This is a genomic window from Niveispirillum sp. CC-CTL257 (assembly GCF_059489915.1).
In genome coordinates, this window is record NZ_JCAJXE010000001.1 from 1,596,384 (window position 1) to 1,618,606 (window position 22,223).

Below are 22,223 nucleotides of genomic sequence, written 5' to 3' on the forward strand. Positions count from 1 at the left end.
TCAGGGAGCGCTGACCAGGGCCAGCCCATGCTGCCCGTTCAAGGTACGTTCGATGTTCAGCCCAACTGTCAGACCGCCCAGTGCGGGGGCAGACGGGTCTGCATCCGGTCCGGCGACGCTGAAACTGATCTGCACGCTGAACTGGCTGGTGGATTGATCGAAGGCGATACTGTCGATGAAGGTGGTGCCGGGGCCTTTCTCCACGGTCATGGAGAATTTGCGCTCATCCGCCTGCCAGAGATCACTGGACAGGGGATCGGCTGCAACAGCCATACCGGCCCCGTCGAACAGCAATATCTCCGACACCTGCCCGGCCAAGCCAGCGCGTAGCCGTTGCAGCAGCGCCGAAAGCGGATGGTCACGCAACGCTGTCACCAGCGGATCATCGGCCTGCTGCCGGTGAAGCTGATATTGGCGATCCGCCGCCACGATTTCCTGCACCTGCCTGACACCATTGACGCGCCAGGCGTCGGCAAATGCAGGCAGCAGGCGAGGGTCAGACAGCAGTTGATCCCGTATCTGGTGTGCCAATGCCAGGACCGTGCGCCGCTCGAACGGGGTCAGCGACATATTGGCGGCGGCGCAGTACGGCACCTGGGCATTGAACCGTTCTAGGAAGCCGGGATGGGACCGCAGAAAAACTGCGGAGAAGAAAACACCCAGCGGCATGTAGCGTTCAAAGGCCACGGTCAGTCGACCTGGGTCGATGCCCGCCTCCCGCCGCGCGGCAGCCAGTTCCGCCTCGTCCATCAGCACGGCCGTCACGCGACCGCCCATCAGCATGCGCAGCAACTGTGCCGCGTTACGGGCTGCATGATCGACATTGGTGCCGCGCGCCTGTAACCAGTTCAACTGGTTGGACCCCAGAACGGCGGCCACCGGCAGGCCGGTTTGCACTTGTGCTGGAATGGGACCGGTCGGGCCAGCGCTGACCCAGACCCAGCGTTCCAGGGCCAGTGGCAATGACAGCCGTCCCGCCGACGGCTCCGGCGCCATATCAGGCGCGACCGAAAAAATGCCCTGGGCCAGACCCTGGCGCACCTGTTCATGGGCACGCAGCCATGGCGACAGATCGACCTGATAGCGCTGATCCAACCGGTCCATCACGCAGGAGAATGCACGCATGGAGGTACCGTCCAGCGTACCGTCCACCATCTCCTGGTAAGGCGGCGCGATATTGGTGAGGAACCGGAAAACCTCGACGGCCTGCGCCTGGGTGCCGGGAGCGATCACCATCCAGCTCCCGAACAGCAGGCGCCCGGCGATGACGGCAAGGCGCATGTTCACCCCCTTCCCACCGGTGATCACACCGACGGTCTGGGACCAGTGTAGACCCGTTTCGGGTGAAACGACCATCTATCCGGAAGGCGCGGAAATAACTCCGCCAGCGAACAATTGCCACCTATATCCACAGCCGCAGGGGCAGCAGGCCCGCCACGACCAGCACGACCAGCCACTGCAGCGCGGCGATGGTGGCCGCGCGGTCAATCCAGGCAACAGCGCCAACACGGCTGCGGCCCAGGATCAGGGCGACCAACAAGGCCAACGGCAGCAGGCCAGTTACAGCAGCCAAAACCATATTGCCCGGTGTGGGATCGCCCAGTTGCAGGAAAGTTTGTCCCCAGATCAGCAGCGGCACCGGCAGGCCAAGCGACATCAGGGCCGCCAGCGGGATCATTGCACCCAGGCTTCGCGGACCCGCCAGCAACCGCCAGAGACCGGACACCAGCAGCCATCCCAGCCCCAACAACCCAAACCCGACCGACACCCAACCCGACCAGAAGCGCCAAGCCGGTATACGCTGATAACTCTGCCCCCCGTCGCTGAAGGAGACGCCGTCGGCATCGCGCATGAACACATGCGAGGCGATGGTGCGGTCCTGTTGCCGGAACAGGCCATTGCCCAGCGGCAACAACATGCGGTCGGGCTTCTGCAGGTTGGTCAGCAACAAGCCATCAGGTACCGCTGACACCTGTATCGTGGCCGTCAGCCCGTCCAGATAGGCGAATTGCGCAAACCGGTTGGGCATGGGTGCGTAGATGCCCTGCCAGGCCGTCTTGTCGGGGTCCACCACGGGGGGCAGCGGCACCGGGGCCGACACGTCCAGGGCGCGGATCAGCACAGCATCAAGCGCGGGATAGCTGGCAGTCTCACTGTCGGCATTCACACTGACGAAGAAGGCTTTTCTCTGGTCAGGGTAAAGGCAAAGCATGGAGCGATAACCGACGATGTTGCCGGCATGGCACAAGCCGACAACTCCATGCCGGTCGCGGGTTTGCAGCCCCAGGGCATAGCCGACGGGCAGGCCCGCCCTGGCAGCCGCGGTCCCCGTCTGCCGCCCCATGCCGCGCAGCAGGTCAGTCGCGATGAAGCCTGCGCCATCGATTGTCCCATCACCCATCAGGAACTGCGCAAACATCGCCATGTCGCTGGCGGTGGTCGTGAATTGTCCGGCGGGGCGGGTGAACCAGGGGATAACGACCTGGGTGGACCCATCATCAAAGTGCCCCATGGCAAGCCGCGCGTCGGCACCCGGCCTGGCCTGCGTCACAAAGCCAAAGGTGCTGTCGCGCATGCCGAGCGGGGCCAGCAACTCCCGATCCAGCCACGTCTCATACCGCTCCCCCGTCACGGCCTCCACCACCATACCCAGCAGCGTATATCCGGTGTTGGAGTAGGAAAAGCGGTCGCCGGGCGGCCAGCGTAGGCGCAGATCCTGCCCCTCATGCGCGATACCCTGCACCAACGGCGTGTCGGCCGCAGGACGCATACTGAACACCTGCCACAGCCGCGCATCATCCAAACCGGACGTATGGTCCAGAAGATGGCGCAGGCGCAGCGCGTGTGTGGCCGCCCAGGGATTATCGATAGTGACAGTGGGTAGAATGTCGGCGACCGGCTGATCCAGCGACACGCGACCCATCGTGACAAGCCGCAGAATACCGGTGGCCAGCACAGTCTTGGTCACCGATCCCACCTGCACCCGATGATCGGGACGCATGGGGGAGCCCTTGCTGGCGTCGGCCAGACCCTCAGCACCAGTGGTTACCCCGTCGGGCGTGACAAAGGCCCAGGTGGCACCCGCCAGTCCCTGTTCCTGTAACACCACCGCCATCTCCGCCCCGACCTCCGCCCGCGCCGGCAGAATGGCGAGCAGCAGCAGGAGGGCGCAGAGGATGGGGCGCATCAGGCTGTTCAATCGGTGAACTTATTGTTCCGGGGGAAGCCGGTTGGCGGCAGCTTGCCCTGGGTGCCACGGAAGGCAACCCAACCCGACAATTCGGGCATGGTGACGCTGCGCACCCGGCCCTCGGCCCCGCCCATCTTCCAGGACAGACCATCGGCCAGGTTAAAGGTCCTCACGTCCGACAGGCTGGCATCCTTGTATTTCTGGAGCGCCACGCCCTTGCCGCGCGTCATGATTGGCAGCTCTTCCAACTTGAAGACCAGCAGTTTGCGGTTATTGCCGATAACGGCGACCGCATCGCCCTCCACCGGAATGACCAGGGCCGCCACCCCGCCATCAGAAGGGTTAAGGACCTGTTTGCCGGCGCGGGTCTGGGCCACCACCTCGTCGGCCTCCACCTGGAAGCCTCTTCCATCGCTGCTGGCCACAATCAGCTTTTGCCCTGGCACATGGGCAAACAGGGTCACAATCTCTGCGTCGCCGAAATCGGCCATCAGGCGCACCGGCTCCCCGAACCCGCGCCCGCGCGGCAGCTTGTCCGCCCCTAGCGTGTAGAATTTGCCGTTGGAGGCAAAGACCAGCAGCTTATCTGTGGTTTGCACGCGCAGGACAAAGCGTTCCTGGTCACCATCCTTATACTTGGCGTCGGCCACTTCAGCGGGCGTCAGGTGGCGCGACACGGCGCGAATCCAGCCCTTTTCCGACAGGAAGACGGTCAGCGGCTCCCGCTCGATCATCGCCTCCACCGGCACGACGATATCGGCAGGCGCGTCGCCAACCTCGGTCCGGCGTTCACCCAGGGCGGTGGAGCGGCCGAACTTCTTATCCATCTGCTGCACCTCGCTGCGGATGGATTTCCAGCGCTTGCCCTCATCCTCCAGCAGCTCGGTCAGCTTGGACTTCTCGGCCGACAGGGCGTCATGTTCCTTTTTGATCTCGAACTCTTCCAGACGGCGCAAGGACCGCAGGCGCATGTTCAGGATGGCTTCGGCCTGAACATCACTCAGCTGGAAGGTGCGCATCAGCTCCTTCTTGGGCTCGTCCTCCTCGCGGATGATGCGGATGACCTCATCCAGGTTCAGATACGCGATCAGGTAGCCGCCCAGGACCTCCAGCCGATGCTCAATCTCTGCCAGACGGAAGCGGGAACGGCGGATCAGCACATCCTGACGGTGGGCGAGGAAGGCGTTCAGCACCTCATGGAGATTCATGACGCGCGGGATGGTGCCGCCATCCAGGACGTTCATATTCAGGCTGAACCGGATTTCCAGATCTGTGTTGCGGAACAGCTGCTCCATCAGCACGGCGGGATCAACATTCCGGCTCTTGGGGATCAGGACAAGGCGGATATCTTCGGCTGATTCGTCCCGCACATCCTCCAGCAGCGGCAATTTCCGCTCGGCCAGCAATTCCGCGATCTTTTCCACCAGACGCGATTTCTGCACCTGATACGGGATTTCGGTGACCACCACCTGCCAGGTGCCCTGGCCCAAGGCTTCCTTGGTCCAGCGGGCGCGCAGACGAAACGCACCGCGACCCGTGCGATAGGCCTCAATGATGTTGGCGCGGCTTTCGACCAGCACGCCGCCGGTCGGGAAATCAGGGCCGCGAACCCAACTGACCAGTTCATCGACCGTCACCGGCCGACGCTTTTCCGGTGCCGGCAGCAATTCGCGTTCGATGATCAGGTTCAGGGCACCGCAAATCTCACCGACATTATGCGGCGGAATGCTGGTCGCCATGCCGACCGCGATGCCGGCGGAACCATTGGCCAAAAGGTTGGGAAAGGCCGCCGGCAGCACCACCGGTTCCTGCCCGTCACCATCATAGGTGGGGCGGAAATCGGTCGCATCCTCGTCCAGACCCTGCATCAGGGCCTTGGCGACCTCTGTCAGCTTGGCCTCGGTATATCGCATGGCGGCGGCGTTATCGCCGTCGATATTGCCGAAATTACCCTGGCCCTCAACCAGCGGATAACGGCTGGCAAAATCCTGGGCCAGACGGACCAGGGCGTCATAGACCGACTGATCACCGTGAGGATGGAACTTACCGATCACGTCACCGACCACACGCGCCGATTTCTTCGGCATCGTGTTGGGGTCCAGCTTCAACTGGCTCATCGCGAACAGAATGCGCCGATGCACCGGCTTCAACCCGTCGCGCACATCGGGCAGCGAACGGGAGACAATGGTGGAGAGCGCATAGGACAGATAGCGTTCACCGAGGGCTTCGGCCAGTCGCTTGTCCAGGATTTCATAGGCGGCGTCGGTCATGCCCTATCCATACCAGATGTGGTAGGGGCATGGGTACTGGCTTCTATACTGGCCTTTGGGGATAGGGGCCCTGTCATCCTCTCCCCCTTCCCGTCACTTGATAGGGTTCGGCCCCGGAAAGGCCGCGCGTAGGGCCGGCAGGGCGGCGGGATGATAGACGGAATGGTGCCGCTCGCCCGGCAAATCCTGGAAATCCCAGGTCAGGCCCGCCGGGGCCCCCGTCTTCAACGCTGCCATCACCCGGTCCAAGCCGCCACGCATGCCGCCACCCTCGTTCCCGATGGCCAGATGCAGGCTGCGCGTGCCGGGCTTGTGCGCCTTCAGAAGGTCTGCCACCTGATAGGACAGGGCCTCCTTGTTCCACCACAGGGACGGGCTGATGGCGATGTAATGGGTGAAGATTTCCGGCTGGCGCAGGAAGGTCTCCAGGATAAACAGACCGGCCAGACTTTCACCGATCACACCCGTCTCGCCATCGGTGCGGAAGTTCTTTTCGATAAAGGGCTTCATCTCAGTGCCCAGGAAGCGCCGGAAATTGTCGGCCCCGCCATGGGTGGGCAGTTCCTTGATATCCAGCGGGTCTTGAGAAGGGGAGGTCAGGTCGCGCTTGCGGTCCGTCCCCTCTATCCCGACCAGGATCACTTCCTTGGTGACGCCGTTCAGTTCGCCCAACTGCACCAGACCTGCGATATGAAACCAATCCTCCTTGGTGCCGCCATCAATCAGATACAGCACCGGATAGCTGCGCTTGCCATCGGCGTAGGAAGCGGGCAGCAGCACATTGATGCGCCGCTTTTCCTTCAACACGGCAGAGTCCAGGCTGTAGCTGGTGCCGAACTGGATCGCCTCGCTGGCGCCAAGACCGGCAACCTCAGTCGCCTGTACCGACAGCGGAGGGAAAAGGCAGGCGGCCAGCAGGGCCGGGATCAGCAGTTTCTTCATTTTACGTCCTGGATTGCAGTGATTTCAGTTTTCAAGGCGACCCACAGCCGGTCGGCCAGTTGGGTCAGTTCATCGCCACCATAAGCAGCCGTCAAGCCGCGCCCCCAGACAGGGCCGGGCCAGGCTGCGTCGTCGCGGCGGCGGGCAATGATATGCATATGCAGTTGCGACACGACATTGCCCAGGGCACCGGTATTGATCTTGTCCGGCTGGAACAACCGCTCCAGCACGCGGGCCGCCGCCGATGTCTCCCACGTCAGCAGCACCTGATCAGCGGGCGAAAGCCGGTGGATTTCCACGGCCCCCGCCCGGCGCGGCACCAGGATCAGCCAGGGGAACAGGCGATTGCGCATCAGCAGCACGCGCGACAGGGGCCAGTCCCCCAACGTCACCGTATCCGCCGCCAGACGCACATCCAGATCGAAGCCGGTTTCCATCACCTTCCCCTGCCCTGTCATCGTGCCCGGTCTATACCAAGATGGGCCGCCTGCGCTATGCTCAGCCCTGTCACAACGGATGGCCATTGCGCTTTTCACAAAAATAACAGAAACGGCTGCCAGAAGTTGACCCGCTGCCATTCCTGGCGGCCGGTGTTCCAGGGGCAAGACAGGAACGATGGGCAAGATTTTGAAGATGCGGGCTTCGGCTTGGGGTGTGCTGTTGCTGCTGGTCCTGGGCAATATCGGGGCCTGGGCCCTGTCTAACCGGCCGACAACGCCAGAGAAATTATGGTCGGGCACGATATCCGGCGTCGCCTTCAGCCCCTATCAGGAACATCAGAACCCACAGGATGGCCGCCACCCGTCGCGATCCGATATTGAGCGCGATGTCGCCGTTGTCGCCCCCTTTGTCCGCTCCATCCGCACCTACACGGCCACGGACGGGCTGGAGGTGACGCCGGAGATTGCGGCGCGATACGACCTGGACGTGACCGCTGGTGCCTGGATTTCCGGCGACCTGGGCAAGAATGAGCAGGAAATCAACTCCCTGGTCCGCCTGACCCGCGCCAACAAGAACGTGACGCGCGTCATGGTCGGCAACGAGGTGATGTATCGCGGCGACCTGGAGGTCGAGGCGCTGATCGACTATGTCCAGCGCGTGAAGCGGCAGATGGATGTCCCCGTCTCCACCGCCGAGCCGCCCTATGTCTGGATCAAATATCCCGAACTGGCGCAGGCCGTCGATTACATCACCATCCACCTGCTGCCCTACTGGGAAAAGGTCCCCATCGAGCAGGCCATGGAGCAGGTGCGCCGTGGGTATGACGAGGTCCGCGCCAAGTACCCTGACAAGCATATCCTGATCGGCGAAGCCGGCTGGCCGTCGGACGGCCCCTATCGCGGCGGTGCCCAGGCCAGTCTGGTCAATCAGGCGCAGTTCATCCGCAACTTCCTGAACCTGGCCGGTGAAAACCGCTGGGACTATTACATCATGGAAGGCTTCGACCAGCCCTGGAAGCGGGAGATCGGTGGCGAGGCGGAGGCCAACTGGGGCATCTGGGACACCCATCGCCAGCTGAAATTCCCCATGGAAGGTGGGGTATTCGAGGTGCCGGGCTGGCCCGTGCTGTGCGCCATCGCCACGCTTCTGGCCTTCATCCCCATGTTCTGGTTCGTGCTGGCGCGTGATGATCTGAAGCCGGCGGGACAGCTGTTCTATGGCGCGCTGATCCAGGGCATCGCGTCGGGTCTGGTCTGGACCGCGACGGAGGCGATGACGACGGGCATGAACACCATGTCCTTCGTCGCCTTCCTGATCCTGATCTGCGCCCAGATATTGCTGCTGATCGTCGTGCTGATTGACGGGCTGGAACTGACGGAGGTGGTGTGGACCGACCGCTGGAAGCGCAAGTTCAACCCGGTCAAGGTCAATACCAGCGGCTATTACCCCAAGGTTTCCATCCATGTGCCCTGCTATAACGAGCCGGCGCATATGGTGATCGAGACGCTGAACGCACTGGCGAAGATGGATTATCCCAACTTCGAGGTGCTGGTGATCGATAACAACACCAAGGATGAGGAAGTGTGGAAGCCGCTGGAGGCGCATTGCGCCAAGCTGGGCCCGCATTTCCGCTTCTTCCACCTAGCGAAATGGCCGGGATACAAGGCTGGTGCCTTGAATTTCGGGCTGGCCGTGACGGCACCCGACGCCGAGGTCGTGGGCGTCATCGACAGCGACTATCAGGTCACGCCCGACTGGCTGTCTTCCACCATCCCCTATTTCGAAAACCAGAAAGTCGCCTTCGTCCAGAGCCCGCAGGATTACCGCGACTGGCACATCCATCCCTTCCACCGGATGATCAACTGGGAATATCAGGGCTTTTTCCATATCGGCATGGTCCAGCGGAACGAGCGCAACGCCATCATCCAGCATGGCACCATGACCCTGATCCGCACCTCCATCCTGAAGCGGGTTGGCTGGTGGGCCGAATGGTGTATCTGCGAGGATGCGGAGTTGGGCCTGCGCCTGTTCGAGGAGGGTCTGGAAAGCGTTTATATGCCCGACAGCTTCGGCAAGGGCCTCGTCCCCGACAGCTTCGCGGGGTATAAGACGCAGCGCTTCCGCTGGGCCTATGGCGCGGTCCAGATCATCAAGCGGCATTGGCGGGAATTCCTGCCCAGCGGCAAGACCCTGACCTTCGGGCAGAAATATCACTTCGTCACCGGCTGGCTGCCCTGGTTCGCCGATGCGGCCCATATGGGCTTTGTCGTGGGCGGCATCTTCTGGTCTTTGGGCCTGCTGTTCGCCCCGCGCTATTTCGAGTTCCCGCCGACGGTCTTCATCATGCCGACCCTGGGCGTGTTCTTCTTCAAGGTGGCGTGTGGCCTGTGGCTTTACGCGGCGCGGGTGAAGTGCGGCTTCCTGGACAAGGTGAATGCCGCCGTGGCCGGCATGGCCCTGACCCACACGGTGGGGCGGGCGGTATGGACGGGTCTTTTCACCGAAGGCCGCCCATTTGTGCGCACGCCCAAGTGCGAGGATCAGCCGGCCCTGATCCAGGGCTTCCTGCATGCCAAGGAAGAGGTCATGCTGATGCTGGCCCTCTGGGTCACGGCCTTCGCCGTGGGCTGGAAGGAAGGCGGCGACAATCGCGACGCCTATATCTGGTCGGCCATGCTGGTCGTCCAGTCCCTGCCCTATATCGCCGCCTTGGCCGTGGCCACCATCAACGGCCTGCCCATGCCCAAGCAGGAAGAAGAACCGACGGCACCGGCGGCGGCGGAGTAAGGGGCCACCGCCGCACTGGGCTTTTTGGCTGCATAAACATCATCACTTGCAACCGTTTTGTGTCACCTTCAAGATGATGCCGGTTTTGCCAAGGAGGTGTTCTTGCGTTCCGCTGTGCTTGTGATGCTGCTCCTGGTTCTGGTGCTACCGGTCGGTGCCAGCGCTGAGCAGCCTACCGCCGCCAAGTCCGCTGACGCCTGCGTCCTGACGAATAAGGAATTCTGCGGGCTGTGGGAGCTATCCGCGACGCGAATGGGCGGCGGCAATGTAACGATCATGGGGGATCGGCTGTCCTGGGAGAATGGGGACCGGGCGGCCTGCATCGTGATTGATGAGGGCGAACAGAAAGGCAGGCGTTTTTCGGCGCTGCGGTGCAGGAAAGCATACAATGATGGCGCGATAAAAGACCCGATCTTCTATCTGATCCATGCCCACAAATTGCCAGATGGTTTGTTCCTGGTGAAAGAAGATCATGCCGATTGTTTGTTCGCCGGGTGGTATCGGATGCTGATAGCCAATGATTTCAGGGTAACGGATACTGGTTTGAGTTGCGGTGGACTGTCGACAATCCCCTATTTCCGGCCCGAACCCTGATCTCAGACACCACCCGATCTTGATATCTCCGCAGCCCGCTTAAACAGCGCCGCCGTGCTTGAATTCCGACGTGCATTGACATCCACACGGCGGCTTTCAGCGGCGGCCTTTTCCCAATCGCGGGCGGAAACGGCAGCGAACAAGGAGGGCCATTTGGCCGCCGTAAATTTTGTGCCGCCGATATTGTAGATCATGTCCATGAGGGCCACCTTTGCCGGGGCCGGAATGGTATTGAAGCCGCTGAACTTGGCGTTCAGTTCCCGCTGGAAAGCGTCAAGGTCCCGCTCCGCCATCTGTTGTCGTTCCATTTTGGGAAGGCGCAGATTTGTAATCCCCTGATAATGCTCATCAGGCAAATTCAAGGTTTGCCGGCCCTGTGCCGCCGCCTCTTCCATTCTTGCGGCGATATACCGGGTCAACTTGTTATAGCCATCCTGTATTTCTGCGGCTGTGGCCATGCGGCCATTTTCATCCCCGATCCGCCAGGGCAACGCCAGGAAGGTGGCTTCCCGGCTCACATTCGTGCCCACACCAACAGTCAAGAACCCCCTGCTGTCACCATAGGGATGGGCGACATCCCCTTCAAATTTACGAAGGCCGTCCACAACGAGCTTCTCCCATGGTTCAGACAAGGGATGCTGAGGCGGGTTCGCAGATGTACCCGCCGGTCTCTCCTCCTCTGGCACCATCACTGCCCAACACCGACAGTCGCTTTCCTCACCTGGCCAGGGATGGTCCTTCCACAAGAAGCGACGCCCCTGCCGCTTGATATGGGATGGGCGGACGCGGTCATCCTCCATCGTGGTCCAGATATAAGCTTCATCATCACCGGGCGGTTGCCTGTATGCGTCGGACAATGCCTGCCAAGTATCATCATCGGGTGCGACCTCGCCTGTTTCCGGCAAGCCCGCCCGCTTCTGGAAAGCCTTCAACGCATCGAAAAGGGCGGGGTCAGCGAAGCGGGGCATGCCAACCTCCCTCGCCGGCACATAAAGCCCCAAGCGGTTAAGCATATGTTTGGCTGTCAGAATGTCGTCAGGATCAGGGCTGCTGTTTCGCGCGATGATGCTTGCAATCATCATTTCCATGACGTTACTCCCAATTTCTGACCCGCACAGTGGCAGACCAAGCCAGAAATTGGAATATAGTCATTTCATACTGTGAAATTCAAGGATTTTAATCCTATTTCATCAAATGCGAACAGCGTCGGCGGATCGGACCGCCCCTTTTTACTCCGCCGCCACGCTGCGGAAGAACCGATCCCACCAGCCGCCGCCGGGACAGGTCAGGCCGTCTTCCGCCGAACAGCCGCTGCGCGTGAAGGCGACGGTGGAGACGCGGCCCAGGACGCGTTCCAGGGGGACGTAGCCGACATCGTTCAGGAAGCGGCTGTCGCCGGAATTGTCGCGGTTATCGCCGGCCATGAACAGATGGCCTTCGGGCACGACATATTCCGGGGTGTTGTCCGCCCTGCCTGCGTCGGTGTTTTCCAGGATCAGGTGGCGGCGGCCGCCGGGCAGGGTTTCCAGATATTCAGTGGCTGTCACCACGGAACCGGAATGGGTGCGATAGGTGATGTCGCGCACCTTCTCCCGCGCCACCAGAGCGCCATTGATATAGAGACGGCCATCCACCCATTGCAGCCGGTCGCCCGGCAATCCCACCACCCGCTTGACCAGATCATTCTCCTCCCCCGCCTTGCGGAAGACGACGATGTCGCCGCGCGCCGGGAAATCGCCCAATACGCGGCCAGACCCGAAGGGCAAGGGGATGAAGGGCGTGGAGAAGCGGCTGTAGCCATAGGGGTATTTGGCCGCGTAGAACTGATCGCCCACGGTCAGGGTGGGCAGCATGCTTTCAGAGGGGACGTAAAAGCCCTGGTAAAGCAAGGTATTCACCGCCAGGACGGCCCCGGCGAAGGTCGCGATGGACCCTACCCATTCCCGCACCTTCGATACCGGTGCCGGGCTGTCCGCCGTCCCCGCCATCAGTCGGCTGCCACCCAGCGGAACAGCCGGTCGGACCAGCCGCCGCCGGGGCAGACAAGGCCTTCTTCTTCCGCACAGGATTTGCGCGCAAAGGCCACCATGGAGACGCGGCCCAGGACGCGTTCAACGGGGATATAGCCGACCTGACGCAGATAACGGCTGTCCTGCGAATTGTCGCGGTTATCGCCCATCATGAACAGGTGGCCTTCGGGCACCTTATATTCGGGCGTGTTATCGGCGAAGCCGTCATCGCGCTGTTCGATGATCAGGTGCTTGCGACCATTGGGCAGGGTCTCGGTATATTCCGTGACCTGCACCACCATGCCGCCATTGTCGCGGTAGGAATAGTCGCGGTTCTTTTCGCGCGGCACCACCTGACCGTTGATATAGAGCAGGCCTTCGCGCACCTGGATCGTGTCGCCGGGCAGGCCGATGACGCGCTTAACATAATCTTCCTCCGTCGTCGGCAGGCGGAAGACCACGATATCGCCGCGTTCGGGCGTGATGTCGGGGAAGCGACCCGCGCCGCCGAAGGGCAGCGGCACGAAGCTGGTGGAGAAGCGGCTGTAGCCATAAGCGTATTTGGCCGCATAGAATTGATCCCCCACCTTCAAAGTGGGCAGCATGCTTTCCGATGGGACGTGGAAACCCGCAAACAGCAGCGTATTGATGACAAGGTAGAAGCCGGCGACAAAACCGATCAAACCCGCCCATTCCTTAACAACTGCGCGCAAAGCCATCACTCCTTACGGAAAACGCTGCCGACACCATGCCCGCCGGGCCGTTGGCGGTCAATCACCACCCTGAGTGTCAGGGCTGGGTCCAATTCACGCGGTGGCCTCTTCTTCTACTGCTGCCGCCGCGTCCCCTTCGTCACCCGAAGCCTCTTCCGCCGCCGCGTCGGCGCGGCGTTCAAGGACGGCGGCGAAGAAGCCGTCGGTGTCATGGCGCAGCGGCGTCAGGCGCAACATGTCGGTACTCACCGGCGGCTTGCCCCAGGCGGCGGGCCAAGCGGTCGGCACGGGCACCAGCGTGAAATCGGGGTGCGACGCCAGGAACGCCTCCACCTGGCCCTCATTCTCCTCCCGCAATACCGAACAGGTGGCATAGACGACGCGGCCGCCGGGGCGGACCAGACGGGCGGCACTGTCCAGGATGCTGGCCTGCAACGGCACCAGTTCCGACAGGCCGGGACCCAGGGGCCGCCAGCGGCTGTCGGGATTACGGCGCCAGGTGCCGGTACCCGAACAGGGCGCATCGACGACGACGCGGTCGAACTTGCCCTTATGCCGCTTCACCCAGGGGTCGCGTTCGGTCTTGATGGCGCGGGTTTCGATATTATGCAGGCCGGCGCGGCGGAACCGCTCCTTCGCGCGGGTCAGACGGCCTTCCAGCACGTCGGTCGCCACCACGCGGCCTTTGTTTTCCATCATGGCGGCGATGGCCAGGGTCTTGCCACCGGCCCCTGCGCAGAAATCCACGACCTGCATACCGGGCCGGGCATCGGCCATGAAGGCGACAAGCTGCGAGCCTTCGTCCTGGATCTCGATCATACCGGACTTATAGGCATCCAGCGCCATGACGGGCGCGCGACCCGCCAGACGCAGGCCCACGGGCGACAGGTCGGTGGGCGTCGCCTTGATCCCGGCATCGGCCAGGGCCTTCACCGCATCTTCCCGCGTGCCCTTCACCGGGTTGACGCGCAGGTCCAGCGGTGCCTCACCCAGCATGCCCGATGCCTCGGCCAGGAACCGGTCGCCAAAGGTGGCACGCATCGACGCCTCGGCCCATTCCGGCACCTCGGCCTGAACCGCTTCCGGCTGATCGGGATGGTTCAGGGTGCGGGTGTCGAGCGCGCGGATCAGCTTGCGTTCCCGGTCCGACAGGGGGGCGGGTGCGAACTTGGCCCCGTTGAACAGACCCGCCACAGCATCGGCGGTGCGGCCACCGGCCAGAATACAGTCGGCGATGACCAGCGCCCGCGGATCGGGCATATGGTTCACCCGCTCCAGCCACCAATGCAGACGCGCCCAATGGCGCATGACGCCATAGACCAGCGACGCAATCTCGCCGCGATCCTTGGCACCGATGTAACGGCGGGCGCGGAAAAAGGCGCTGGTGACCGCATCGGCCGGACGCGGGGTGTCCATCACCTCGGCAAGCAAATCAGTCGCGGTGGCCAAACGGGCGGCGGGGGTCATGGCGTGTCTTCTCGATACTGTCGGCGCTGGTAAAGCCGGCGACTATAGGGCCGTGACGGTCCCGGTGGAAGTGCCGGGCTGCCATGGCTGCCCCTCCCGTGCGGGTGGGGTGGTGGTGGCGTCGCCCCCTCAATACCCCTCCTCCTTCTTCGACCAGCGCGGCTGTGAAACATTGTGCACCGGCCTTTCTTCCCGGTTGCACAGGTCCATGGGCAGTTTGTCACCCCAGGCCAGCCAGCGGGCCCGCATGGTCCAGCGAGCCGCCGACAGGCCGGGCGCGCCATCCACCCCGTCGGCCAAGGGCAGGCTGTTATGGAGAATCCAGAACAGCAGGCGCACCGCGGGACGCGCGCGCAGACGGTAGCAACCGCGTTTCAGGCGCAGGGATGGGCCGTCATGGAGCGGGGCCGGCGGGGCCGATGCCTTCACCTTGCCGCGCGGGCGGTTGCGCCAGCGCAGTTCCTTTGGAAAGTCGGGCAGCGGGTCGCCCAACTGTCCCATGGGATCGGCGTCGATGGGCGGCAATGTCGGCACCGGGTCGGGGGCGAGGCCGTCATCGGGGCTGGCCTCGGGCGTCAGGTCCGGGGCGGGATCGGGAAGCAGCGGCGGGGCCGACGCGGTGACGGCACCGGCGGGCAGGATGGGCCCCCGGCGGCGGGCCTTGGGCGGCGGTGCGGCGGGTGTCGAGGATTCAGGGACGGGCAAGGGCATGTCCCTACCCGGCGGTGCCGACAGATCGGCCCTGATCGCCGCTTCCGGGTCCAGCGCCGTCATCCAGCCATCGGGGGTGCGGGCATAGCCGGGCTTAGGGGGCCTTTCCGCCTGTTGCAGCAGTTCGGCACCCAAACCCAACCGGTCAGCAGCCCAGAGGGTGGCGCGCATATTGCCGTCGGCAATGGCGCGGTACAGCGTATCGACGACCAGTTCGCGCATGGCGACAAAGCGGCTATCCGCCTCCCGCCGCATCAGGGCGCGTTCTTCGGCCACACGACGGCGCAGATTGTGCGATTGGGTCAGCGCCCGCCAGATGGTGGTGCGCGACAGCTTGTAATGTTCGGCGATCTTGATGATGGGCACGCCGGCGGCCAGATGGAAAGCGATCTTGGCCCAGGTCACCTCATCCGCCTTTCGGGATTTATATCCTTCCAGCAGATGGCCGCAAGAGGCGAAGCTGACATCCTCTGTGAAGGGCCGGACATGCCGGTCGGACGAGCCGCGCCACCAGGCCTCTGCCTGTTCCTGCGCAGTCAGGGTGGGGTGGTCGGTGTCATAGGGATTATGGCTGAGCGAGGGCATGGGGCGGCTCCAAAGGGGATAAGGGACCATTATCCTAGCGGTTTATGGGAATATATTCCATAGTTGGGATAGTGGAGGGGTGGTGAGGGAACCACGCCTTCACCACCCACATCCCCCCTTGCCCCATCACCTCTCCCACCGTACTTTGACACCGGTTTCCGATTTATCATACAAGTTCACGGGAGGATGGAGATGCGGTACTGGATGATCCCGGCCCTGGCGGCCCTGCTGCTGTCGGCCCCGGCGGCGATGGCGGAACGCATTTTCATTGCCGGTGACAGCACGGCGGCCCATTACGGCGCTGACCGCTATCCGCAGATGGGCTGGGGCATGGCCTTGGCCTGTAACCTGGACGGGTCGGTGGCGGTGGAAAACCGGGCCATGGGTGGGCGCAGCACCAAGAGCTTCATCGCCGAGGGGCGGTTTGATGCCATTGCCAAGGATATTGCCGCCGGCGATACGCTGCTGATCCAGTTCGGGCATAATGATGCCAATCAGGCCAAGGAGGAGCGCTATACGCCCCTGCCCGATTTCCGCGTCAATCTGCTGCGTTTCATCTCCATGGCCCGGGAAAAGGGTGCGCAGGCGGTGCTGCTGACGCCTGTGGCGCGACGCAGTTTCAAGGAGGATGGCAGCATCAATGACAGTTTCCCCACCTATGCCGAGGTGACGCGGGCCGTGGCGCGGGAAACGGCGACGCCGCTGATCGACCTGGGCTATGACAGCCGGGTCTATGTCCATGGGCTGGGTGCGGAGCCGGCGAAAGCCTATTTCCTGCATTACAGCAAGGAACAGGCCCAGGCGGCGGGCTATACCCGCTGGCCCGATGGCGTTACCGATGACACGCATTTCAGCGAGATCGGGGCGCGGGCCATGGCGTCGCTGGTGGCGGCGCGGTTGCGGGAACTGAACCTGCCCGTATCGGCGCATGTGAAGCCGCTCCCCACCGCCAACCCGCCGACGCTGGGCGGCCCCACCTGCCCCTGACCGGGCCTGTTCGGCGCGTGGTCCTTGCCCTATAAGGGCGGGGACCAATCCTTGCCGGAACCTGTCCCTTGACCATGACCGCGTCGGCCGACCTCTGGTCCTTCTCCCTATGGCTTTACGCCGCGCCGGGCGTGGCCGATGCCTGCCTGGAGGCACAGGACAGGCATGGGGCCGATGTCAATCTGCTGCTGTGGGCGGCGTGGCTGGCGATGTTGGGCCATGACCTGACCCCGGCGGAGGTGGCAGAGGCGGAAGTGGCGACCCGGCCCTGGCGGGACGAGGTGGTTCGGCCCCTGCGGGCGGTGCGGCGGCGGCTGAAATCCGGTCCCCTGCCCGCCCCGCCCCCCGCCGTCGGTGTTATGGCGACGGAGTCGCTGCGTGCGCAGGTGAAGGCAGCGGAGCTGGAGGCAGAGAAAATGCAGCAATTGCTGCTGCAGACCCTGCCCGCAACCCGGCGCGCGGGCGGACCTGTGGCCGATCTGCTGCGCACCAACCTGTCGCTGTTGCCCGGCGGCGACGTTCTGGCCGCTGTAACAGTTCCGTTACATGCCGGCCTTCGCGATGGCCCGGACGCGGTGCTAGGGTCCCCGGCATAAACAGACCGCCCGAGAAGGCGGCAGCTCAACACATATCGTCGATCAGACGGGGGACCCCACATGGCAAGCAAGGGCTTGTTGCTGACCGTATCGCTGGTGGCCGTGGCGGCCATCGGTGCCGGCAGCTATTTCACGCTGAAAAGCAATCAGCAGGCGAAGGACGCGGCAGAGGCCGCCAAGATGAAGCTGGTCCTCGATACCGAGGTCAGCCCCTGCGACGATTTCTTCCTCCATGCCTGCGGGCCGTGGATCAAGGCCAATCCCATTCCGGCCGACCGCTCCCGCTGGGGCACCTTTGATGAGCTGCAGCAGCGCAACCAGAACCTGCTGCACGACATTCTGGAAAAGGCCGCCAAGGGCAATGAGGCGGGCACCGCGAAGATCGGCGCCTTCTATGCCGCGTGCATGGATGAGGCCGCCGCCGATGCCGCCGGGGTCGCCCCGGTAAAGCCGCTGCTGGACCAGATCGCCGCCGTCAAGGACAAGGCCGCCTTGGGCGCCCTGATCGCCACGCTGCACAATGCCGGCGTCAATGCCCTGTTCGGCTTTGGTGCACAGCAGAGCTTTGCCAAGGCGGAAGACACCATCGCCGCCTTTGACCAGGGCGGCCTGGGCCTGCCCGACCGCGACTATTACTTCAAGGATGACGAGCGCTCCACCAAGCTGCGCGACGCCTATGTAAAGCATGTCGCGGCCGTCTTCGTGCTGGCCGGCGATGGGGCCGATGTGGCGGACAAGAAGGCCGCCGCCGTCATGGCGTTTGAGACGAAGCTGGCCACCGGCACCATGACCAAGGTGGACCGCCGCGATACGGCCAAGCTGAACAATCCCACCAGCTTTGCCGCCTTTACCGGCAGTGCAAAGGGTGTGGATTTCGCGGCCTACGTCCGGGAGGTGGGTGCGCCCACCTTCACCGACATGAATGTCAATGATCCGGGCTTCTTCACGAACCTGGACAAGGCCCTGGCCGAGACCAGCCTGGACGATATCAAGACCTACCTGACCTGGCAGTCCCTGCGCGCCACGGCCCCCTGGCTGTCCAAGGGCTTTGTGGATGAGAATTTCGGCTTCTATGGCAAGACCCTGTCTGGTGCCGCCGAGAACCGCCCGCGCTGGAAGCGCTGCACCAATGCGGCGGACAATGCGCTGGGCGAAGATCTGGGCAAGCATTTCGTCGAAGCCGCCTTTGGCCCCGAGCATAAGGCCCGCATGCTGGTCATGCTGGACGATCTGCGCGCAGCCTATGCCGAGGATATCAAGCAGCTGGACTGGATGAGCGAAGAGACCAAAGCCAAGGCCCTGGAGAAGCTGTCCGCCATGGCGCAGAAGATCGGCTATCCCGAAAAGTGGCGCGATTACACGGCGCTGGAGGTCAAGAAGGACGATCTGATCGGCAACCAGTTCCGCTCGGCCAAGTTCGAGAATGCCTATCAGATGGCCAAGATCGGCCAGAAGGTGGACAAGAACGAATGGTTCATGACCCCGCCGACGGTGAATGCCTATTACGATCCCAGCCAGAACAACATCAACTTCCCCGCCGGTATCCTTCAGCCGCCCTTCTTTGACTTCAAGGCGGATGACGGCCTGAACTATGGCGCCATCGGGGCCGTGATCGGCCATGAGATGACGCACGGGTTCGATGATGAGGGCCGCGCCTTTGACGCCGTCGGCAATCTGAAGGATTGGTGGACCGAAGAAGACGGCCACAAGTTCGAAGCCAAGGCCCAGTGTCTGGTGGACCAGTATGGTTCCTATCAGGTGGCGGGCGACACCAACCAGAATGGCAAGCTGACCCTGGGCGAAAACACCGCCGATAATGGCGGTTTGCGTCTGGCCCTGATGGCGTTGAAGAACCGCAAGGGCGGGGAAGCAGCGCTGGCCGCGAAGGATGCCAACGGCCTGACGGCGGAACAGAAACTGTTCTACGGCTGGGCCAGCGTCTGGTGTTCGTCGTCCAAGCCGGAGAATGAGCGGCTGCGCGCCCAGACCGATCCGCATTCGGCCCCGCGCCACCGCGTGAACGGTACCGTCGCCAACATGCCGGAATTCGCCAAGGCCTTTAACTGCAAGCCCACCGACAAGATGGTGCGTGGGGACAAGGCCTGTAAGGTCTGGTAATCCCGCTATGACAGTGTGAAAGGGGCGGCCCCGTGTGGCCGCCCCTTTTTTCATGGCGCAACCATTGCGCAACAAGCATTTACGAGCGCGTTACAAAGCCGGCGCGGCACGGTCGCGACGCCCATGATAGTTTTGCAGGCATAAGCAACAGGCCCCGAAAGGGCCGCATCCTGCACATAGATCAAAAACAAGGGTCGAGATGATGAAACGGATCGGGATGGGCGCCAGCAGCCTGCTGGCGTTGGGTTTGACGTTTATGCTGTCGGGCACCGCCATGGCGGACGCGCCGGTGCAGGTGGCCCAGGCGGCCCCCGCCGCCGCCAAGGCCGGCAAGCCGCCGGCACCGGGCCTGCCCGTGCTGGATGATGCGGTGTCCCCTTGCGATAATTTCTTCCTGCATGCCTGCGGCGTGTGGAAGCGCGAGAACCCGATCCCCGATGATCAGGCGCGCTGGGGCAATTTCAACGCGCTGGCCGACAAGAACCTGACCCTGCTGCGCCAGATCCTGGACGAAGCCGTCGCCAAGCCGGATGCGAAGACCGCCCGCATCGCCGATTTCTATGCGTCCTGCATGGATGAGGCAGGTGTGGATGCCAAGGGTTTGGCCCCGCTGTCGCCCATGCTGGACCGGATCAACGGCCTGAAGGACAAGAAGGACTTAGGTGCCGTCGTCGGCTATCTGCATGATCAGGGCGTGAACACCCTGTTCGGCTTTGGCCGCATGCAGAAATTCAGCGATGCCGTGCAGACCATCGCCGCCGCCGGTCAAGGCGGTCTGGGCCTGCCGGAGCGCGATTTCTATTTCAAGGATGATGACAAGTCCAAGGAACAGCGCGCCGCCTATCTGGCGCATGTGGCGAAGATGTTCGAACTGGCCGGCACGCCGGCGGAGGCCGCCAAAGCCAAGGCCGACGCGGTGATGGCGTTCGAAACGGCGCTGGCCGAGGCGTCGATGACCCGCCTGGAACGCCGCGACCCGCAGAAGCAGAATAACCCGACCGTTCTGGCCGATTTCGCCAAGAGCGTGCCTGCCATCGACTGGAACGCCTATCTGTCGGCCATCGGCACGCCGGCCTTTACCGAGATGAATGTCGGCCAGCCGAAATTCTTTGAGGCGATGAATGCCAAGCTGACCCAGGCCAGCCTGGACGACATCAAGACCTATCTGACCTGGCACGTGCTGCGCGCCAATGCGCAATGGCTGCCTAAGGCGTTCAGCGATGAATCTTTCAATTTCTATGGCCGTACCCTGAACGGCACCAAGGAACAGCGCCCGCGCTGGAAGCGCTGCGTCGCCGCCACCGACAATGCGTTGGGCGAGGATCTGGGCCAGTATTTCGTGGAAAAGGCATTCGGGCCGGACCACAAGAAGCGCATGCTGACCATGGTCGGCGATGTGCAGGCCGCCCTGAAGGACCGGATCAGCAAGCTGGAATGGATGGGCGCAGAGACCAAGGCCAAGGCGCATGAGAAACTGGCCAACATGCCCAACAAGATCGGCTACCCCGATAATTGGCGCGACTATTCGGCGCTGACCATCGTGAAGGGTGACCTTCTGGGCAATGTCACCCGCGCCGACAGCTTTGAACAGCGCCGCCGTCTGGCCCGCATCGGTCAGCCGCGCGACAGTTCGGAATGGGGCATGACGCCGCCGACGGTGAATGCCTATTACTCACCGCAGCAGAACAATATCAACTTCCCCGCCGGCATTTTGCAGCCGCCCTTCTTCGATTTCACCGCTGACGATGCCTATAATTACGGTGCCATCGGCGGCGTGATCGGGCATGAAATCATTCATGGTTTCGATGATCAGGGCCGCAAGTTCGCGGGCGACGGCAATCTGGCTGACTGGTGGACGGAAGACGACGCCAAGCGCTTCACCGAGCGGGCACAGTGCCTGATCGATCAATATTCCGGCTTCCAGGCCGTTGAGGGCGTGAACCTGAACGGCAAGCAGACGCTGGGCGAGAACACGGCCGACAATGGCGGCCTGCCGGTGGCGCTGGACGCGCTGAAGCGCCGGCTGGGCGAGGCCGGTATGAAGAAGAAGATCGGCGGCCTCTCCGCCGAACAGCGCTTCTTCTATGGCTGGGCCAATGTCTGGTGCGCACAGGAACGGCCGGAATTCCGCCGCCTGCAGGCCCAGACGGGCGTGCATTCCCTGCCCGAATACCGCGTGAACGGCACCTTGTCGAACATGCCGGAATTCGCCAAGGCCTTTAACTGCAAGCCGACCGACAAGATGGTTCGCGGCGACAAGGCCTGCAAGGTCTGGTAAGCGTCCCGGTATCTCTGTCACCATAGGGCCGGTCCTGATCGCAGGGCCGGCCCTTTCTTTTCTGTGGGACCCGCCGTGATGCCAGCCACTGCAATCCGCCTGTCCACACAAGCCGATCTTACCACCATCCATCGCGTCTGGCGGGCGGCGGTGGATGCCACGCATGGCTTTGTCGCGGCGGCGGATATTGCCTTCTATGAACATCTGCTGATGACGCTGTACCTGCCACACAAGCCGCAATGGCTGGCCCTGTCACCCGCGGGGGACGTGCAGGGCTTCATCGGGCTGGAAGGGCCGAAGATTGAGGCGCTGTTCGTTGATCCCGTCTGGCACCGGCATGGTGTGGGTCGACGCCTGATCAATCATGCATTGGGGTTGAGCCGGCGGTTGATGGTTGATGTGAACAGCCAGAATCCGGGGGCCGTGGCGTTCTACGCGGCACTGGGTTTCATCGAAATCGGGCAGTCACCTGTTGATCATGCTGGAAAACCCTACCCGCTGATCCATATGGCAAGGATGTGAAACGGAGGCTGCG

General features: G+C 62.9%; 17 protein-coding genes. 7 read left to right on the forward strand and 10 right to left on the reverse strand.

The genetic code is table 11. The annotated features are described in order from the left end of the window. The 5 genes from ABC729_RS07660 to ABC729_RS07680 form a co-directional block, all read right to left on the reverse strand. On the reverse strand, positions 1-1,281 hold the full coding sequence (locus ABC729_RS07660) for a hypothetical protein (protein ID WP_495607033.1): 1,281 nt from the start codon (positions 1,279-1,281) through the stop codon (positions 1-3). A 121-nt stretch (positions 1,282-1,402) separates the two neighbouring features. Beyond that, positions 1,403-3,187, reverse strand: a complete 1,785-nt coding sequence (locus ABC729_RS07665; protein WP_495607034.1) for a serine hydrolase domain-containing protein — start codon at positions 3,185-3,187, stop codon at positions 1,403-1,405. Between the two features lie 8 nt (positions 3,188-3,195). Next, positions 3,196-5,460, reverse strand: coding sequence for a DNA topoisomerase IV subunit A (gene parC, locus ABC729_RS07670; RefSeq protein ID WP_495607035.1), 2,265 nt, complete (start codon positions 5,458-5,460; stop codon positions 3,196-3,198). Between the two features lie 93 nt (positions 5,461-5,553). Beyond that, entirely contained in the window at positions 5,554-6,402 is an 849-nt protein-coding gene (locus tag ABC729_RS07675; RefSeq protein ID WP_495607036.1) for an alpha/beta hydrolase, read from the reverse strand. Continuing rightward, positions 6,399-6,839 (reverse strand): HIT domain-containing protein, encoded by a 441-nt coding sequence (locus ABC729_RS07680; RefSeq protein WP_495607037.1) that lies wholly within the window; start codon positions 6,837-6,839, stop codon positions 6,399-6,401. The genes ABC729_RS07675 and ABC729_RS07680 overlap by 4 nt, the downstream gene beginning before the upstream one ends. Positions 6,840-7,035: 196 nt before the next feature. Here ABC729_RS07680 and ABC729_RS07685 point away from each other — a divergent pair, with 196 nt between their 5' ends. Both ABC729_RS07685 and ABC729_RS07690 read left to right on the forward strand, forming a co-directional pair. Then, positions 7,036-9,630, forward strand: coding sequence for a glycosyltransferase (locus tag ABC729_RS07685; protein WP_495607038.1), 2,595 nt, complete (start codon positions 7,036-7,038; stop codon positions 9,628-9,630). A 102-nt stretch (positions 9,631-9,732) separates the two neighbouring features. Further along, entirely contained in the window at positions 9,733-10,224 is a 492-nt protein-coding gene (locus ABC729_RS07690; protein WP_495607039.1) for a hypothetical protein, read from the forward strand. 2 nt (positions 10,225-10,226) lie between these two features. Here the strand turns inward: ABC729_RS07690 and ABC729_RS07695 are convergent, their stop codons facing one another. The 5 genes from ABC729_RS07695 to ABC729_RS07715 form a co-directional block, all read right to left on the reverse strand. Continuing rightward, a complete protein-coding gene (locus ABC729_RS07695) occupies positions 10,227-11,312 on the reverse strand; it encodes a peptidoglycan-binding protein (RefSeq protein ID WP_495607040.1) in 1,086 nt (361 codons plus the stop codon). Between the two features lie 141 nt (positions 11,313-11,453). Beyond that, on the reverse strand, positions 11,454-12,212 hold the full coding sequence (gene lepB / locus ABC729_RS07700; RefSeq protein ID WP_495607041.1) for a signal peptidase I: 759 nt from the start codon (positions 12,210-12,212) through the stop codon (positions 11,454-11,456). Then, positions 12,212-12,952 carry a signal peptidase I gene (lepB, locus tag ABC729_RS07705; protein ID WP_495607042.1) on the reverse strand — a complete coding sequence of 247 codons (741 nt, stop codon included), beginning with the start codon at positions 12,950-12,952 and terminating at the stop codon, positions 12,212-12,214. Before lepB (ABC729_RS07705) ends, lepB (ABC729_RS07700) begins: the two co-directional genes overlap by 1 nt. A gap of 87 nt (positions 12,953-13,039) precedes the next feature. After that, positions 13,040-14,413 (reverse strand): RsmB/NOP family class I SAM-dependent RNA methyltransferase, encoded by a 1,374-nt coding sequence (locus tag ABC729_RS07710; RefSeq protein WP_495607043.1) that lies wholly within the window; start codon positions 14,411-14,413, stop codon positions 13,040-13,042. 129 nt (positions 14,414-14,542) lie between these two features. Then, positions 14,543-15,709 carry a hypothetical protein gene (locus ABC729_RS07715; RefSeq protein WP_495607044.1) on the reverse strand — a complete coding sequence of 389 codons (1,167 nt, stop codon included), beginning with the start codon at positions 15,707-15,709 and terminating at the stop codon, positions 14,543-14,545. Positions 15,710-15,901: 192 nt separating this feature from the next. On the opposite strand from ABC729_RS07715, the gene ABC729_RS07720 reads away from it, so the two are divergent. From ABC729_RS07720 to ABC729_RS07740, 5 genes are all read left to right on the forward strand, one after another. Next, positions 15,902-16,696, forward strand: a complete 795-nt coding sequence (locus ABC729_RS07720) for a rhamnogalacturonan acetylesterase (protein WP_495607045.1) — start codon at positions 15,902-15,904, stop codon at positions 16,694-16,696. A 74-nt stretch (positions 16,697-16,770) separates the two neighbouring features. Next, complete coding sequence (locus ABC729_RS07725; RefSeq protein ID WP_495608658.1) at positions 16,771-17,292, forward strand: TIGR02444 family protein; 522 nt, start codon at positions 16,771-16,773, stop codon at positions 17,290-17,292. A gap of 60 nt (positions 17,293-17,352) precedes the next feature. After that, on the forward strand, positions 17,353-19,410 hold the full coding sequence (locus ABC729_RS07730) for a M13 family metallopeptidase (RefSeq protein WP_495607046.1): 2,058 nt from the start codon (positions 17,353-17,355) through the stop codon (positions 19,408-19,410). Between the two features lie 199 nt (positions 19,411-19,609). After that, on the forward strand, positions 19,610-21,688 hold the full coding sequence (locus ABC729_RS07735; RefSeq protein ID WP_495607047.1) for a M13 family metallopeptidase: 2,079 nt from the start codon (positions 19,610-19,612) through the stop codon (positions 21,686-21,688). A gap of 78 nt (positions 21,689-21,766) precedes the next feature. Then, positions 21,767-22,210: an acetyltransferase gene (locus ABC729_RS07740; RefSeq protein WP_495607048.1), complete on the forward strand. Its 444-nt coding sequence runs from the start codon at positions 21,767-21,769 to the stop codon at positions 22,208-22,210. Positions 22,211-22,223: the final 13 nt, after the last annotated feature.

Excerpts from the sequence above, each read along its gene's own strand:
- parC (WP_495607035.1), bottom strand. The coding sequence starts at position 5,460 with ATGACCGACGCCGCCTATGAAATCCTGGACAAGCGACTGGCCGAAGCC.
- lepB (WP_495607041.1), bottom strand. The coding sequence starts at position 12,212 with ATGGCGGGGACGGCGGACAGCCCGGCACCGGTATCGAAGGTGCGGGAA.
- ABC729_RS07710 (WP_495607043.1), bottom strand. The coding sequence starts at position 14,413 with ATGACCCCCGCCGCCCGTTTGGCCACCGCGACTGATTTGCTTGCCGAG.
- ABC729_RS07740 (WP_495607048.1), top strand. The coding sequence starts at position 21,767 with ATGCCAGCCACTGCAATCCGCCTGTCCACACAAGCCGATCTTACCACC.
- ABC729_RS07725 (WP_495608658.1), top strand. The coding sequence starts at position 16,771 with ATGACCGCGTCGGCCGACCTCTGGTCCTTCTCCCTATGGCTTTACGCC.
- lepB (WP_495607042.1), bottom strand. The coding sequence starts at position 12,952 with ATGGCTTTGCGCGCAGTTGTTAAGGAATGGGCGGGTTTGATCGGTTTT.
- ABC729_RS07730 (WP_495607046.1), top strand. The coding sequence starts at position 17,353 with ATGGCAAGCAAGGGCTTGTTGCTGACCGTATCGCTGGTGGCCGTGGCG.
- ABC729_RS07685 (WP_495607038.1), top strand. The coding sequence starts at position 7,036 with ATGCGGGCTTCGGCTTGGGGTGTGCTGTTGCTGCTGGTCCTGGGCAAT.
- ABC729_RS07715 (WP_495607044.1), bottom strand. The coding sequence starts at position 15,709 with ATGCCCTCGCTCAGCCATAATCCCTATGACACCGACCACCCCACCCTG.
- ABC729_RS07680 (WP_495607037.1), bottom strand. The coding sequence starts at position 6,839 with ATGGAAACCGGCTTCGATCTGGATGTGCGTCTGGCGGCGGATACGGTG.
- ABC729_RS07720 (WP_495607045.1), top strand. The coding sequence starts at position 15,902 with ATGCGGTACTGGATGATCCCGGCCCTGGCGGCCCTGCTGCTGTCGGCC.
- ABC729_RS07695 (WP_495607040.1), bottom strand. The coding sequence starts at position 11,312 with ATGGAAATGATGATTGCAAGCATCATCGCGCGAAACAGCAGCCCTGAT.
- ABC729_RS07665 (WP_495607034.1), bottom strand. The coding sequence starts at position 3,187 with ATGCGCCCCATCCTCTGCGCCCTCCTGCTGCTGCTCGCCATTCTGCCG.
- ABC729_RS07660 (WP_495607033.1), bottom strand. The coding sequence starts at position 1,281 with ATGCGCCTTGCCGTCATCGCCGGGCGCCTGCTGTTCGGGAGCTGGATG.
- ABC729_RS07735 (WP_495607047.1), top strand. The coding sequence starts at position 19,610 with ATGATGAAACGGATCGGGATGGGCGCCAGCAGCCTGCTGGCGTTGGGT.
- ABC729_RS07675 (WP_495607036.1), bottom strand. The coding sequence starts at position 6,402 with ATGAAGAAACTGCTGATCCCGGCCCTGCTGGCCGCCTGCCTTTTCCCT.